The sequence below is a fragment of the Streptomyces anulatus genome, assembly GCF_000721175.1.
Taxonomy (GTDB): domain Bacteria; phylum Actinomycetota; class Actinomycetes; order Streptomycetales; family Streptomycetaceae; genus Streptomyces; species Streptomyces anulatus_C.
The window spans coordinates 126,473-140,679 of sequence record NZ_JOEZ01000035.1 but is presented as its reverse complement, the minus strand read 5'-3'; the positions used below and the strand labels follow the sequence as shown (position 1 = coordinate 140,679).

Below are 14,207 nucleotides of genomic sequence, written 5' to 3'. Positions count from 1 at the left end.
GCGCGAGCAGTGCGCGTACGTCATCACGCACATCGCCCGACCCCGCCCTGACCTCCCCCAAGCTCTCGAATTCGTTCGAGCGGGGGGCGCCCCCTCCCGAGGGCGCCGCTGCCCGCCCGGCCGCCCTCCTTCGCGGAGGTGGAGAAGAAATCGGTGGCCATCAGAAGTCCCACTCGGCGTCGTCGGCGGCGCTCCCGGCCGCGGCTTCGGCGACCGCGGCGAACGAGGCGCCCGCCATGCCGGCGCTCAGCGTCGTACCGTCCGCCGGGTCGATCAGCAGGAACGAACCGGTGCGCCGGGAGTCGGCGTACGCGTCGAGCGCGAGCGGCTCGGCGGTGCGCACGACGACCCGGCCGATGTCGTTGGCGACCAGCTGCCCGGGGGCCGGGTGCTGGGAGAGGTCGTCCAGGGTGAGCCGCGAGGGGATGTCCTTGACGATCGCCTTGACGGTGCGGGTGGTGTGCTTGAGCAGCACCCGCTGGCCCACCGAGAGCGGCTGGTCGGCCACGTGGCAGACGGTCGCCTCGACGTCCCTTGTGATGGCGGGGGAGTCGTCGGCCGGGGCGATCAGGTCGCCGCGTGAGATGTCGATGTCGTCGGCCAGCCGGATCGTCACCGACTGCGGCGCCCACGCGATGTCGACGCTGTCGCCGAAAGCGTCGATGCCCGCGATCGTGGTGGTGCGCCCCGAGGGGAGTACGGAGACGGCCTCGCCGACCCGGAACACCCCGGCCGCGATCTGACCGGCGTAACCCCGGTAGTCGGGGTGCTCGGCGCTCTGCGGGCGGATCACGTACTGCACGGGGAAGCGCGCGTGGCAGGCGGTGAGGTCATGGCTGACCGGCACCGTCTCCAGGTGCTCCAGGACGGTCGGCCCGCCGTACCAGTCCATGTGCGCGGACGGTTCCACCACGTTGTCCCCGGCCAGCGCCGAGATCGGGATCGCGGTGATCTCCGGGACGCCGAGCGAGGCGGCGTACGCGGTGAACTCCTCTGCTATGGCGGCGAACACGGGCTCCGCGTAGTCGACCAGGTCCATCTTGTTGACCGCCAGCACCACGTGCGGGACGCGCAGCAGCGCGGCGACCGCGGCGTGCCGGCGGGTCTGCTCGACTACGCCGTTGCGGGCGTCGACCAGGACCACGGCCAGCTCGGCCGTGGAGGCGCCGGTCACCATGTTGCGGGTGTACTGCACGTGGCCCGGGGTGTCCGCGAGGATGAACCGCCGCCGGGCGGTGGCGAAGTAGCGGTAGGCCACGTCGATGGTGATCCCCTGCTCGCGCTCGGCCCGCAGCCCGTCGGTCAGCAGTGCCAGGTCCGGCGCCTCCTGACCACGGTTCAGCGAGGCCTGCTCGACGGCCTCCAGCTGGTCGGTGAGGATCGACTTGGAGTCGTGCAGCAGACGTCCCACGAGGGTGGACTTGCCGTCGTCGACCGACCCGGCCGTGGCGAACCGCAGCAGGGTGGTGGCCGACAACTGCTCGGCCGACAGGATGGGTGTGGTCATGGTGGGCCTCTCGTGCGGATCAGGCCGGATCAGGGAGCGGGGTCTGGCGCCGTGCATCGCAAGGCGGAGGAGGGAGTCGGACGGGGCCTCCCCTGCTCGAGCGGAGCCGAGAGCGTGGGGAAGGAGCCATGGCGGGTGACGACAGCGCGGCGAGGTGCGGTGCCAGGGCACGCGAGCCCGGCATGATCCGCACGAGAGGCCTCAGAAGTACCCCTCGCGCTTGCGGTCTTCCATCGCGGCCTCGGACATCTTGTCGTCGGCGCGGGTCGCGCCCCGCTCGGTGAGCCGGGAGGCGGCGATCTCGGTGATCACGGCGTCCAGCGTGGTGGCGTCGGAGTCGACGGCCCCGGTGCAGGACATGTCGCCGACCGTGCGGTAGCGCACCAGACGGGTCTCGGTCGACTCGTGCTCCTTGGGCCCGCCCCAGTGACCCGCCGTCAGCCACATGCCGTTGCGGTCGAAGACCTCGCGCTCGTGGGCGAAGTAGATCTCCGGGAGTTCGATGCCCTCGCGCTCGATGTACTGCCAGACGTCCAGCTCGGTCCAGTTGGAGATCGGGAAGACCCGGACGTGCTCGCCGGGGGCGTGCCGGCCGTTGTACAGCTGCCACAGCTCGGGGCGCTGGCGGCGCGGGTCCCACTGCGAGAACTCGTCGCGCAGCGAGAAGACCCGCTCCTTGGCGCGCGCCTTCTCCTCGTCGCGCCGCCCGCCGCCGAACACGGCGTCGAAGCGGTGCTGCTGGATCGCCTCGGTGAGCGGGACGGTCTGGAGCGGGTTACGGGTGCCGTCGGGGCGCTCGCGGAGCTTCCCGGCGTCGATGTACTCCTGCACGGAGGCGACGTGCAGCCGCAGCCCGTGCTTCTTCACCGTACGGTCGCGGTACTCCAGGACCTCGGGGAAGTTGTGCCCGGTGTCCACGTGCAGCAGCGTGAACGGCACCGGCGCGGGCGCGAACGCCTTGAGCGCCAGGTGCAGCATCACGATGGAGTCCTTGCCGCCGGAGAACAGGATCACCGGCCGCTCGAACTCACCCGCCACCTCGCGGAAGATGTGGACCGCCTCCGACTCCAGGGAGTCCAGGTGGCTGAGCGCGTACGGGTTGACGGTGCCTTCCGGCACGGTGGCGACGGTGCTCACGCCAGGCCCCTCTCGGTGAGCAGCGCGTGGAGCGCCGCTGCGGACTCCTGCACGGTCTGCTGGTGCGACTCGATCCGCAGGTCGGGCGATTCGGGGGCCTCGTAGGGGTCGTCGACCCCGGTGAGACCGGTGAGTTCGCCGGCCGCCTGCTTGGCGTACAGCCCCTTCACATCGCGTACGGAGCACACCTCGACGGGCGTCGCGACGTGCACCTCCAGATAGGTGGTGGACTCGGCGGCGTGCCGCCCCCGGACCGCCTCGCGGCTGTCGGCGAACGGGGCGATGACGGGGACCAGCACCTTCACGCCGTTGGCCGCGAGCAGTTCGGCGACGAAGCCGATCCGGGCCACGTTGGTGTGCCGGTCCTCGCGGGAGAAGCCGAGGCCCGCGGAGAGGAACTCGCGGATCTCGTCGCCGTCGAGCACCTCCACCCGGTGGCCCTCGGTCCGCAGCCGGCCCGCCAGCTCGTACGCGATGGTGGTCTTGCCCGCGCTCGGCAGACCGGTCAGCCAGATCGTGGCTCCCGTCTCCGTCACGCTCATCGAACCCTCCTGATCAGTCGTCATCAGCCGTGCAGCCCGCATTCGGTCTTGCCGCGTCCGGCCCAGCGGCCGGCCCGCGCGTCCTCGCCCTCCAGCACCCGGCGGGTGCAGGGCGCGCAGCCGACGGAGGCGTAGCCGTCCATCAGCAGCGGGTTGGTGAGCACCCCGTGCTCGGCGACGTAGGCGTCCACGTCGTCCTGGGTCCAGCGGGCGATGGGGGAGACCTTCACCTTGCGGCGCTTGGCGTCCCAGCCCACGACCGGGGTGTTCGCCCGGGTCGGGGACTCGTCGCGGCGCAGGCCCGTCGCCCACGCGGCGTACGCGGTCAGGCCGTCCTCCAAGGGCTTCACCTTGCGCAGCGCGCAGCACAGGTCCGGGTCGCGGTCGTGCAGCTTCTCGCCGTGCTCCGCGTCCTGCTCGGCCACGGTCCGCCGCGGGGTGATCGTGATGACGTTGACGTCCATCACGGCCTCCACCGCGTCCCGCGTCCCGATGGTCTCCGGGAAGTGGTAGCCGGTGTCCAGGAACACCACGTCCACGCCCGGCATCGCCCGCGACGCCAGGTGCGCGACCACGGCGTCCTCCATCGAGGAGGTGACGCAGAAGCGCGGCCCGAACGTGTCGGTCGCCCACTTCAGGATCTCGGTGGCGGAGGCGTCCTCCAGCTCCCGTCCGGCCCGCTCGGCCAGCTCCCGGAGCTCCCGGTCGGTGAGCTCGCCACTCAGCAGAGTGTCCGTCATATCCCGTCCCCTTCAACGTGGTTGCGCTGAACGCCCCGGGTCAGCAGGCCAAGGAACTTCAGCTGGAACGCACGGTTGCAGGAAGCACATTCCCAGGCGCCGTGACCGGTCTCGTTGGGGCGCAGGTCCTCGTCGCCGCAGTACGGGCAGTAGAACGGGGCGGCTCGCTCGCTCATGACAGCGACTCCGCACTTGCGCGCGCCGCCCAGGTCGCGAAGCGCTCGCCGTCCTCGCGCTCCTCCTGGAAGCGGCCGAGCACCCGCTCGACGTAGTCCGGCAGATCGGCCGAAGTGACCTTCAGGCCACGGACCTTGCGGCCGAACCCGGCCTCCAGCCCGAGCGCCCCGCCGAGGTGCACCTGGTAACCCTCCACCTGCTCGCCGTTCTCGTCCAGCATCAACTGGCCCTTGAGACCGATGTCCGCGACCTGGATACGGGCGCAGGCGTTCGGGCAGCCATTGATGTTGATGGTGATCGGGTGGTCGAACTCCGGGATGCGGCGCTCCAGTTCGTCGATGAGGGCAGCACCGCGCGCCTTCGTCTCGACGATCGCCAGCTTGCAGAACTCGATGCCGGTGCAGGCCATCGTGCCGCGCCGGAACGGGGACGGGGTGACCTTGAGGTCGAGTGCCTCCAGGCCGGCGACCAGGGACTCCACCTGCTCCTCGGCCACGTCCAGCACGATCATCTTCTGCTCGGCGGTGGTCCGCACCCGGCCGGAGCCGTGCGCGTCGGCCAGCTCGGCGATCTTGGTGAGCGTGGAGCCGTCGACCCGGCCCACCCGTGCGGCGAAGCCGACGTAGAAGCGGCCGTCCTTCTGCCGGTGCACCCCGAGGTGGTCGCGCCAGGTCTGGGCGGGCTGCTCGGGCGCGGGCCCGTCGGTCAGCTCACGCTTCAGGTACTCGTCCTGGAGGACCTGGCGGAACTTCTCCGGCCCCCAGTCCGCGACGAGGAACTTCAGCCGGGCGCGGGTGCGCAGCCGCCGGTAGCCGTAGTCACGGAAGATCCCGATGACCCCGCCGTACACGTCGGGCACCTCGTCCAGCGGCACCCAGGCGCCGAGCCGCACTCCGAGCTTGGGGTTGGTGGAGAGGCCGCCGCCGACCCAGAGGTCGAAGCCCGGTCCGTGCTCCGGGTGGTTCACGCCGACGAAGGCGATGTCGTTGATCTCGTGCGCCACGTCCAGGTGCGGGGAGCCGGAGATCGCCGTCTTGAACTTGCGGGGCAGGTTGGAGAATTCGGGGTTGCCGATGAACCGGCGCTGGATCTCGTCGATCGCCGGCGTGCCGTCGATGATCTCGTTCTCCGCGACGCCCGCGACGGGCGAGCCGAGGATCGTGCGGGGCGTGTCACCGCAGGCCTCCGTGGTGGAAAGGCCAACCTCTTCGAGCCGTCGCCAGATCTCCGGCACGTCCTCGATGCGGATCCAGTGGTACTGCACGTTCTGCCGGTCGGTGAGGTCGGCGGTGCCGCGCGCGAACTCCTGGGAGATCTCCCCGATCACCCGCAGTTGCCGCGTGGTCAGCCGGCCGCCGTCGATGCGGACGCGCAGCATGAAGTACTCGTCGTCCAGCTCCTCCGGCTCCAGCACGGCCGTCTTGCCGCCGTCGATGCCGGGCTTGCGCTGGGTGTAAAGCCCCCACCAGCGCATGCGTCCGCGCAGGTCGTTCGGGTCGATGGAGTCGAAGCCGCGCTTGGCGTAGATCGTCTCAATACGTGTCCGTACGTTGAGACCGTCGTCGTCCTTCTTGAACTGCTCGTTCCCGTTCAGGGGGGTGTGGTGTCCCACGGCCCACTGACCCTCGCCACGGTGGCGTCCGGCCTTGCGGCGGGGCGTGGTGGTCGCAGGCTGTTCTGGGGTAGCGGCCATGACAATACGTCCTTCGGGACTGCGGGAGGGCGGCTCTGAGCGGCACACTCGCGCTGAGGCGCGGCGGTGCGCAGGGGCGGTTCAGAGGTAAGAGAGGGCGGCGGTGCTGGGACTCTCAGCCCGCCGGACAGATGGCGCTGGACATGCGGCCGAGGTCGACGTGGCGTCGACTCACCAAGGCGATTCCAGTTCCAGGCATGACGGAAGCGTGTCACGCGCATCTCTGGGCAGTCCACCACTATCCGCTATGTGGACGACTAGGTCTCGTATCGTGGGACGATGTGGTGCTCGCCACCGTGCGCGACGGCGGCATAGGGGACAAATCGCCCACGCGAGGCCCGGAAACGGGGGCGGTGGCCCCACCGCCCCCGGACTCCCGACGATCAGGAGGCGTACGCCCCGGGCCACGGACCGGGCGTCGCCACCTCCGGCTCCACCTCGGTCCTCGTGTCGAAGAGCCGGAAGCCCCGCCGCAGGTAGTTGTCCATCGCGTGCGGGCCGTCCTTCGAGCAGGTGTGCAGCCACACCCGCTTCGTCGCCGGCCGCTCCGGCCAGCGCTCGGCCAGGTCCCAGGCGCGCGCCACCCCGTACGAGAGGAGGTGACCGCCGATCCGCCGCCCCCGGAACGCCGGGATCAGCCCGAAGTACATGATCTCGACCACGCCGTCGTCCTGCGGGTCCAACTCGACGTACCCGGCGGGCGTCCCGTTCTCGTACGCCACCCAGGTCTCCGCCCCGGGCCGCCGCAGGGCCTCCTGCCACTGGGCGTACGTCATGCCCAGCCGGTCGGTCCACCGGATGTCCCCGCCCACGGCGGTGTAGAGGAACCGGCTGAACTCAGGCAACGGAACCTCGGACCGGACGATGCGCACATCACCCTCCGGCTCGCGCGCCGGGCGGAGATCGGCGGGCGAGGTCTGCTCCAGCGACCAGACGGTCACCTCGGTGGACGGCGCTGCGGGCTGCGGGGTGTCGCTCATGACGGCCAGAAAACCATGCCGCGGCCCGCCCTCGCACAGCGGCCCCCGTTCGGACCGGCCACGCGCCCACGGCGCCCCTTCACCGGACCGCCCGCCCGGGCACAGCGGCCCACGCTCAGGTGGCCCGGGCCGCCGCCCTGCGGGCCTCGGCCACCACCGGCGCCAGGGAGTGGGGCAGCAGATCCGCGCCGTGCTCCGGGTGGATCACCTCCACCTCCACCCCGTCCCCGAAGCGGTACGGGCGGTGGGCCAGGACCTCCGCCAGATGACGCCGCAGCCGGGAGACCTCGGCCCGGACCGTCACCGTCCGGGTCGCGTCCCCGAAGATGTCCCGCGCCAGCTCCGAGGCCGTCCGCCCCTGCCGGTGCACCGCCAGCGCGTACAGCAGCTCCGCGTGACGCGGCGAGAGCCGCTGTGTGCGGCTCCCCAGCGGCCCGGTCAGATGCACGGCGAGCGCCCGGGGCCGGCTCAGATCCAGCACCACCCGGCGCGGCTCCCCCTGCGCCCCGCCGTCGTCCACCCGCACCAGCCAGCCGCCCGGCAGCGGCTCGACCTGGCACATGCCGAGCGAGGGCAGCCACACCGGACCCGGCCGCAGCGACTTCGGCAGCGGCAGCCGGTCCACCGGAGCCATCCCGGTCACCGCCGCCAGCCGCCCGTGCACGTCCACCGCCAGCGCCCGCCCGCCGATCCGGCACAGGATCGGCGCGGCCACCGCGCGCAGCCGCTCGATCTCCGCGAGGTGGCGGGTGCGGATCTCGCCCTCGGCGAGCCGGGCCACCGAGTCGACCAGGGCCAGCGTCGCCGGGTGGAAGGTGGACGCAGGCCCGCTGATGTCCACGATCCCGATCAGCCGGCCGTCACGAGGATCCCGGACCGGGGCCGCCGCACAGGTCCAGCTGTGCAGCGCCCGGATGAAGTGCTCGGCCGAGTGGACCTGGATGGGGACACGGGCGGCCAGCGCCGTCCCGATCGCGTTCGTCCCGGTCGCCGCCTCGGCCCAGGCGGCCCCCTCCTCCAGGCAGATGTCGTGCGCCCGGCGCAGGACCCCCGTGTTGCCCTGCCGCCACAGCACCCGGCCCTCGGTGTCGGTCACCACCATGATCTGCTGCGCGGCGTCCGCGATCGAGGCCAGCCCCGCCCGCAGCAACGGCATCAGTTCGCCGAGCGCCGTGCCGCGGCGGCGGAGCTCGATCTCGTCCGCCTCCAGCAGCCGGCTCTCCGGCGACTGGTCGGGATCGATACCGCTGCGCACCACGCGGTCCCAGGAGGCGTCGATCTCCGGCCGGGGCGCGACGCCGGACCGTTCGCCCGCCAGCCGGGCCTCCCGCGCCCGGTGGAGCAGCCGGGTCACCTGGCGGCCCGCCCCCTGGCCCGTCACCCGCACCACCCCCGCGGAACCTGTGTCCGTCATGGTCCCCGTTCCCCCCGAACGCTTCCCTGCCCCGGCCCATCCTGCCGCTCACCGGACCGGGCCGCCGATCAGTCACATCATGGTTGCAACCCTATGCAACTCTGGCGACGCCCTGCGGGTCCGTACCAGAGTGGCAGAACACTGTGCGCCGGCCTGTCCCGGTCGCCCGGTGTCGCACAAGCATGGAGGGTGGTGCCGTGTCGGCGCAGCACCACCCTCCGTCGCTTTCCCGGGTCGCTACGAGGCGGCCGGCCGGGCCCGCGCCACCACCGAGGCCAGATCAATCGTGTGCGGCAGCGTCCCGAACGCCGCGCCCCAGTCCCGGCCCAGCCGCGAGGCGCAGAACGCGTCGGACACCTCCGGCGGCGCCCAGCGCACCAGCAGCGAACCCTGGAGCACCAGCGCGATCCGCTCCACCAGACGCCGCGCCCGCGCCTCGATGCCCTCCAGGTCCGCCAGCTCGGTCAGCAGATCCCTGACGGCCGCGTCCAGCCGGTGATCGGCCCCGCGCGCCTCGCCGACCTCCCGCAGGAAAGCGTCCAGCGCCCGCGGCTCCCGCTGCAGCGCCCGCAGCACGTCCAGTGCCTGTACGTTGCCCGAGCCCTCCCAGATCGAGTTGAGCGGCGCCTCGCGCAGCAGCCGGGGCATCCCGGACTCCTCCACGTACCCGTTGCCGCCCAGGCACTCCAGCGCCTCGCCCACCACGGCGGTGCAGCGCTTGGTGACCCAGTACTTCGCCGCGGGCACCGCGAGCCGCAGGAAGGCCCGCTCCTCCTTGGTGTCCGTGTCGTACGCCGAGGCCAGCCGCATCGCCAGCACCGTCGCCGCCTCCGACTCCAGCGCCAGATCCGCCAGGACGTTGCGCATCAGCGGCTTGTCGATCAGCAGCCCGCCGAACGCGCCGCGGTACGCGCTGTGATGGATCGCCTGCGCCACCGCCTGCCGCATCAGCGCCGCCGAACCCACCACACAGTCGAGCCGGGTGGCCGCCACCATCTCGATGATGGTGCGCACCCCGCGCCCCTCCTCGCCGACCCGGCGGGCCCAGGTCCCGTCGAACTCGACCTCGCAGGACGCGTTGGACCTGTTGCCCAGCTTGTCCTTCAGCCGCTGGATCGCGAAGACGTTGCGCGTGCCGTCCGGCAGCACGCGCGGCACCAGGAAGCAGCTCAGTCCGCCCGGCGCCTGCGCCAGCACCAGGAAGCCGTCCGACATCGGCGCCGAGCAGAACCACTTGTGCCCGGTGAGCAGGTACTCGCCCCCGCCGGACAGCGGCTCCGCCCGGGTCGTGTTGGACCGCACGTCGGTGCCGCCCTGCTTCTCGGTCATGCCCATCCCGAAGAGCACCCCGCTCTTCTGCCCGGCGGGCCGCAGCCCCTCCTCGTACGTGTGCGAGGTCAGCAGCGGCTCCCACTCGGCGGCCAGCGCCGGATCGGTCCGCAGCGCGGGCACCGCGGCGTGCGTCATCGACAGCGGACAGCCGTGCCCCGCCTCGGCCTGCGTCCAGACCAGGAACCCCGCCGCACGTCGCACATGACCGGCCGGACGCCCCCAGGCATCCGCCAGCCCGGCCTCGACCGCGTGCCCCAGCAGACGGTGCCAGGCCGGATGGAACTCCACTTCGTCGATGCGATGCCCATAACGGTCATGGGTGCGCAGGACGGGCGGGTACGCGTTCGCCTGCGCACCCCACTCCTGGGCCTGGGCGGAGCCCGCGGACCGGCCGAGCTCCCCGAGTTCCTCCAGTGCCCCGGGAAGGACACCGGGCTCGATGTGCCGCTCGACGGCCTCGGACAGGGCCAGGTCGGCGGCGAAGACGTCATAGCCGACCAGCGGCGGAACCTGATTGGTCACTGTGTGGGTGGTGGCTGCCATGCCGATACGGTAAGGAGGTGCAGGCAGCAAATGAAACACCCGAGCGGCCACCGGGCCGGCTCCACCGGGCGCGAGTGCTCTACCGCAACGTCTCCAAACGACGGATGGCGTGGCACTTGCTCAAGGACACCGTCAACTCGTGCATCGAGTACCGCATTCTGGGGCTCGCGGCCGAGGCGGCGTTCTTCACCCTGCTCTCGCTGCCCCCGCTGCTGCTCGGCATGATCGGACTGCTCGGTTACGTCGACGAGTGGACGACCACCACCACGGTCGCCTCCATCGAGCGCAACATCCTCTCCGCCGCCCAGACGGTGCTGTCCGAGCGCGGGGTCAACGACTTCGCCAAACCGCTGCTCGCCGACGTCACGACCGGGGCCCGCCCCGACATCATCTCCATCGGCTTCGCCATCGCCCTGTGGTCCGGTTCCCGCGCGGTGAACGTCTTCATCGACACCATCACCGTCATGTACGGCCTCGACGGCCACCGCGGCATCGTCAAGACCCGGCTGCTCGCCTTCCTGCTGTACGTCGTCGCCCTGCTGCTCGGCGCGGTGGTGCTGCCGCTGCTGGTCGTCGGCCCGGACCGGGTGGTCGAGTTCGTGCCCTGGGGCACCGAGGTCATAGCCGTCCTGTACTGGCCGCTGGTGATGCTGCTGACCGTCGCGTTCCTCACGACGCTCTACCACGTGTCCGTGCCGGTGCGTTCGCCGTGGATCGAGGACGTTCCCGGGGCGCTGGTGGCGCTCGGCATGTGGGTCCTCGGCAGCTTCCTGCTGCGGATCTACCTGACCAACACGGTCGAAGGCCCGACCATCTACGGCTCCTTGGCGGCGCCGATCGCCGTCCTGCTGTGGATCGGCATCTCCGCCTTCGCGGTCCTGGTCGGCGCCGCGGTCAACGCGGCCATCGACCGGGTGTGGCCCTCGCTCGCCACGGCCGCCGCCCGCGAGGCCACCGAACGCGTCCGGGCCGCGCAGGCCGCCGAGTTCGTCGCCCGGACCCGCTCGGCCGGCTACGAGGGCACGGACGACGACGAGGACGACGGCCCCGCCTACATGCCCTCCGAGTTCCCCGAGCGCTGGTCCCGCTTCCTGCCGCCCGACGACGTGAGGTCCCGGCTGCACGCGACCTGGGAGAAGGACCCCAAAGACACGAAGGAGACCAGGGAGACCAAGGAACCCGCGGAGTCGAAGGAGCCCGAGGAGCCCAGGTCGTCGGAGGATCCACCTTCCCGCCGCTGACCGGCGACGTTCGCCCCGTCGCGACGCCCGGCACGCACGCTCGCCGCACCGGCCGGAACCCCGAGTACGTCCGGTACGAGGGCTTCCGGCCGGCACACCGGGAGCACGCACCGGACGCCACTCCTTGACGGGCAGACGTCGCCTGCCACGGCACTATCGTGGACGCATGCCCCGGGAACACCAGCGGTACCAGCAACGGCCGTCCCGGCTGGCGGGGGCCGTCGTCTGGACCCTGGACGTTCCGCCCGGCCCGCGACAGCCCGCCCGGTCCGTCCTTCCCGACGGCTGCATGGACCTGATCTGGACCGCCGGACGCCTGGTCGTCGCCGGACCCGACACCCACGCCTTCCAGGTCGACCCCGACAACCGCGGCTCCTGCGCCGCGATCCGGTTCGCGCCCGGCACCGCCCCCGTACTGCTCGGCGTACCGGCGTACGAACTGCGCGACCACCGGGTCGAACTCGCCGACCTCTGGTCCCGTACCACCGTCCGAAAACTCACCGAGCGCATCGACCGCACCGTCCACCCCGCCGCCGCCCTGGAGGACTTCGCCCTGGGCCGGGCCGCCGACACCGGGCCCCCGGACCCGCTCACGGTGACCGTCGCCGACCGGCTGAGGCGCGGCGGATCCGTCGCGGCGACGGCCGCCGAGGTCGGCCTCGGCGCCCGCCAACTGCACCGCCGCTCCCTGGCCGCCTTCGGCTACGGCCCCAAGACCCTGGCCCGGATCCTCCGCCTCCAGCGCGCCCTGGACCTCGTCCGCACCGGCCTTCCGTACGCCGAAGCGGCCTGCGCGGCGGGCTGCACCGACCAGGCGCACCTGGCCCGGGAGATGCGCGACCTCGCCGGGACGACGCTCGGGGCCTACTTCTCCGCAGGGGAGGCGGCGGCGAACAGCGAGACCCCGCAGCCGTCCGGGTCCAGCACGACCGCGTAGCGCTGCCCCCACACCGCGTCCCAGGGCTTCAGGTGCCCGGTGTACCCGGCCCCGGTGAGCTCCGCGTACAGCGAGTCCACTTCCTGCGGGCTGTCGCAGACGAAGGCCAGGGCGACCCGCTCGCCGCCCGCCGGGCGCTTCCAGTCGGGGTCGAACGAGGCGATGACCTCCTCCGTGTCCCACAGCAGCCGCTGCCCGCCCGGCAGGGTCACTTCGACATGGGGTGCGGACTCCGCCCCTTCGGGAATGTCGAGACCGAGCCTGCGGTAGAAGGCGAGCGAGGCCGCCAGGTCGGCCGTGATGATGCTGGTCGCGTCGAATCGTGGAGTCATGCCCCGACCGTAGGCACCCGGTGTCCCGATGGTCTTGTACGAATCGGTCGTCCGCGCCCGGTCCTCACCCCAGGCAGTCGGCGGGCGAGGTCCCCGGCTCGGTCAGCGCGAGGCCCAGTGCGGCCCGCTCCGTGATCCACCGCGTCGGCCGGTGGCGCGGGTCGCCCGTCGAGGCGTGCAGCGACCGCTGGAGCTCCAGCATCGTCACGGCCCCGATGCGCTCGCCCCAGGCCAGCGGACCGGCCGGATAGCCGAGCCCGGTGGTCACCGCCAGATCGATGTCGGCGGGCGTGGCCAGCGAGCGCTCCGCGATCGAGCAGCCGACCGCGACGACCGAGGACAGCAGCCGCTGCGCGACCGTGCCCGCGGTGTCCCGCACCACCGACACCGCGTACGGCTCATCGCCCTCGGCGGCCCGTGCCAGCACCGCCCGCGCGTCCCGGGCGGCCACCGGGTGTCCGGCCGCCGTCACCGCGAGGACCCGCCGCCGCCCCGCCGCCGGCAGCACCTCCACGCCGAACGTACGTTCCCGGGGCAGTGCGCCCTCCGCGACCGCCGCCGACACCGACGTCCCCCAGACGGGCACCAGCACCACAGCCCGGGAGGACGGCCCCGCGCCCCGCTCGACGCGGGCCCCCGCCGCCTCCAGCGAACCGGCCAGGGTCTCCTCGTACGCGGCGGTCTCCGGCCGTCCGCCCGGTACGAGGTACACCGGGCGGTCCGCGTCCCCGGTGACCGCGCTCTCCGGTGCGGGGCCGGACGCCCCCTCGCCGTACGCGTACCAGCCCCGGCCCGTCTTGCGGCCGTGCAGCCCCGCCACCACCCGGTTCGGGGTCAGGAAGGACGGGCGCAGCCGGTCCTCGTACCGGAAGCCCTGCCAGATCGAGTCGATCACCGCGGCCGTCACATCGAGACCGGTCAGGTCCATCAGCTCGAAGGGGCCCATCCGCAGCCCCAGGACGTCCCGGGCGATCCGGTCGATCTCCGCCGGGTCCGCCACCGACTCCTCCAGCAGCGCGAGCGCCTCGGTCACCAGCCCCCGCCCGGCGTGGTTGACCAGGAATCCGGGGGTGTCGGCGACGGTCACCGCCCTGTGCCCGCAGCCTTCCACCAGCCCGGTCAGCAGGGCCGGGATCCCCGGGCGGGTGGCCGCGCCCGGCACCACCTCGACGATCCTCATCAGCGGCACCGGGTTGAAGAAGTGCAGCCCGGCCAGGCGCGAGGGGTCCTGGAGCGTCGCGGCGATCCGGGTCACCGACAGGGAGGAGGTGTTGGTCGCGAAGACGGCGGAGGCGGGCAGCGCCCGCTCCAGCTTCCCGAACACCTCGGCCTTGGTCGCCAGGTCCTCCCGTACGGCCTCGATCACCAGCTCCACCTCCGGGCCCGCCGCCCACGGCTCGGCGAGCGGAACCAGCCGGGCCACCGCCCCGTCCCGGTCGGCGGCGGACATCCGGCCCTTGGCGACCGCCCGGTCCAGCATCGAGGCGACGAAGCCCAGAGCCTCCGTCACCGCCTCGGGGCGTACGTCCCCCAGCTCGACGGTGTGTCCGGCGCTCGCCGCCCACTGGGCGATGCCGCGGCCCATGGCCCCGGCTCCGACGATCCTGATACGCATGGCGGTGAGAGCCCTTT

General features: G+C 72.3%; 14 protein-coding genes. 2 read left to right on the top strand and 12 right to left on the bottom strand.

Translation table 11 applies throughout. From position 1 onward, the window contains the following. Window positions 1–160 precede the first annotated feature (160 nt). From IG90_RS0131910 to IG90_RS0131870, 10 genes are all read right to left on the bottom strand, one after another. The gene (locus IG90_RS0131910; protein WP_030592438.1) at window positions 161–1,507 is read right to left on the bottom strand and encodes a sulfate adenylyltransferase subunit 1; all 1,347 of its coding nucleotides are present in this window, start codon (window positions 1,505–1,507) and stop codon (window positions 161–163) included. A 201-nt stretch (window positions 1,508–1,708) separates the two neighbouring features. Continuing rightward, a complete protein-coding gene (gene cysD / locus IG90_RS0131905) occupies window positions 1,709–2,644 on the bottom strand; it encodes a sulfate adenylyltransferase subunit CysD (RefSeq protein WP_030592436.1) in 936 nt (311 codons plus the stop codon). Next, on the bottom strand, window positions 2,641–3,186 hold the full coding sequence (gene cysC / locus IG90_RS0131900; protein WP_030592434.1) for an adenylyl-sulfate kinase: 546 nt from the start codon (window positions 3,184–3,186) through the stop codon (window positions 2,641–2,643). The genes cysD and cysC overlap by 4 nt, the downstream gene beginning before the upstream one ends. Before the next feature lie 23 nt (window positions 3,187–3,209). Next, window positions 3,210–3,926, bottom strand: a complete 717-nt coding sequence (locus tag IG90_RS0131895) for a phosphoadenylyl-sulfate reductase (RefSeq protein WP_030592431.1) — start codon at window positions 3,924–3,926, stop codon at window positions 3,210–3,212. After that, a complete protein-coding gene (locus tag IG90_RS0131890) occupies window positions 3,923–4,102 on the bottom strand; it encodes a hypothetical protein (RefSeq protein ID WP_030592429.1) in 180 nt (59 codons plus the stop codon). The genes IG90_RS0131895 and IG90_RS0131890 overlap by 4 nt, the downstream gene beginning before the upstream one ends. Next, window positions 4,099–5,796: a nitrite/sulfite reductase gene (locus IG90_RS0131885; protein WP_030592427.1), complete on the bottom strand. Its 1,698-nt coding sequence runs from the start codon at window positions 5,794–5,796 to the stop codon at window positions 4,099–4,101. Before IG90_RS0131885 ends, IG90_RS0131890 begins: the two co-directional genes overlap by 4 nt. Window positions 5,797–5,911: 115 nt before the next feature. Next, on the bottom strand, window positions 5,912–5,995 hold the full coding sequence (locus IG90_RS46955; protein WP_316248393.1) for a putative leader peptide: 84 nt from the start codon (window positions 5,993–5,995) through the stop codon (window positions 5,912–5,914). Between the two features lie 184 nt (window positions 5,996–6,179). After that, on the bottom strand, window positions 6,180–6,776 hold the full coding sequence (locus IG90_RS0131880) for a GNAT family N-acetyltransferase (RefSeq protein ID WP_030592424.1): 597 nt from the start codon (window positions 6,774–6,776) through the stop codon (window positions 6,180–6,182). Window positions 6,777–6,891: 115 nt separating this feature from the next. Further along, entirely contained in the window at window positions 6,892–8,190 is a 1,299-nt protein-coding gene (locus IG90_RS0131875) for a helix-turn-helix domain-containing protein (RefSeq protein WP_030592421.1), read from the bottom strand. Between the two features lie 237 nt (window positions 8,191–8,427). Continuing rightward, complete coding sequence (locus tag IG90_RS0131870) at window positions 8,428–10,065, bottom strand: acyl-CoA dehydrogenase family protein (protein ID WP_030592418.1); 1,638 nt, start codon at window positions 10,063–10,065, stop codon at window positions 8,428–8,430. A 17-nt stretch (window positions 10,066–10,082) separates the two neighbouring features. On the opposite strand from IG90_RS0131870, the gene IG90_RS0131865 reads away from it, so the two are divergent. Both IG90_RS0131865 and IG90_RS0131860 read left to right on the top strand, forming a co-directional pair. Next, a complete protein-coding gene (locus IG90_RS0131865) occupies window positions 10,083–11,306 on the top strand; it encodes a YihY/virulence factor BrkB family protein (RefSeq protein ID WP_411572655.1) in 1,224 nt (407 codons plus the stop codon). 166 nt (window positions 11,307–11,472) lie between these two features. Continuing rightward, a complete protein-coding gene (locus IG90_RS0131860; RefSeq protein WP_030592412.1) occupies window positions 11,473–12,243 on the top strand; it encodes a DUF6597 domain-containing transcriptional factor in 771 nt (256 codons plus the stop codon). Here the strand turns inward: IG90_RS0131860 and IG90_RS0131855 are convergent. Both IG90_RS0131855 and IG90_RS0131850 read right to left on the bottom strand, forming a co-directional pair. Then, on the bottom strand, window positions 12,171–12,575 hold the full coding sequence (locus IG90_RS0131855; RefSeq protein ID WP_030592408.1) for a VOC family protein: 405 nt from the start codon (window positions 12,573–12,575) through the stop codon (window positions 12,171–12,173). The two genes, IG90_RS0131860 and IG90_RS0131855, sit on opposite strands and share 73 nt — an antisense overlap. 64 nt (window positions 12,576–12,639) lie before the next feature. Next, the gene (locus tag IG90_RS0131850) at window positions 12,640–14,190 is read right to left on the bottom strand and encodes a 3-hydroxyacyl-CoA dehydrogenase (protein WP_030592405.1); all 1,551 of its coding nucleotides are present in this window, start codon (window positions 14,188–14,190) and stop codon (window positions 12,640–12,642) included. Window positions 14,191–14,207 lie beyond the last annotated feature (17 nt).

What these genes read in the sequence shown, in the direction of transcription:
- IG90_RS0131910 (WP_030592438.1), bottom strand. Translation starts at nt 1,507, where the DNA reads ATGACCACACCCATCCTGTCGGCCGAGCAGTTGTCGGCCACCACCCTG.
- cysC (WP_030592434.1), bottom strand. Translation starts at nt 3,186, where the DNA reads ATGAGCGTGACGGAGACGGGAGCCACGATCTGGCTGACCGGTCTGCCG.
- IG90_RS0131895 (WP_030592431.1), bottom strand. Translation starts at nt 3,926, where the DNA reads ATGACGGACACTCTGCTGAGTGGCGAGCTCACCGACCGGGAGCTCCGG.
- IG90_RS0131890 (WP_030592429.1), bottom strand. Translation starts at nt 4,102, where the DNA reads ATGAGCGAGCGAGCCGCCCCGTTCTACTGCCCGTACTGCGGCGACGAG.
- IG90_RS0131885 (WP_030592427.1), bottom strand. Translation starts at nt 5,796, where the DNA reads ATGGCCGCTACCCCAGAACAGCCTGCGACCACCACGCCCCGCCGCAAG.
- IG90_RS46955 (WP_316248393.1), bottom strand. Translation starts at nt 5,995, where the DNA reads ATGCCTGGAACTGGAATCGCCTTGGTGAGTCGACGCCACGTCGACCTC.
- IG90_RS0131880 (WP_030592424.1), bottom strand. Translation starts at nt 6,776, where the DNA reads ATGAGCGACACCCCGCAGCCCGCAGCGCCGTCCACCGAGGTGACCGTC.
- IG90_RS0131875 (WP_030592421.1), bottom strand. Translation starts at nt 8,190, where the DNA reads ATGACGGACACAGGTTCCGCGGGGGTGGTGCGGGTGACGGGCCAGGGG.
- IG90_RS0131870 (WP_030592418.1), bottom strand. Translation starts at nt 10,065, where the DNA reads ATGGCAGCCACCACCCACACAGTGACCAATCAGGTTCCGCCGCTGGTC.
- IG90_RS0131860 (WP_030592412.1), top strand. Translation starts at nt 11,473, where the DNA reads ATGCCCCGGGAACACCAGCGGTACCAGCAACGGCCGTCCCGGCTGGCG.
- IG90_RS0131855 (WP_030592408.1), bottom strand. Translation starts at nt 12,575, where the DNA reads ATGACTCCACGATTCGACGCGACCAGCATCATCACGGCCGACCTGGCG.
- IG90_RS0131850 (WP_030592405.1), bottom strand. Translation starts at nt 14,190, where the DNA reads ATGCGTATCAGGATCGTCGGAGCCGGGGCCATGGGCCGCGGCATCGCC.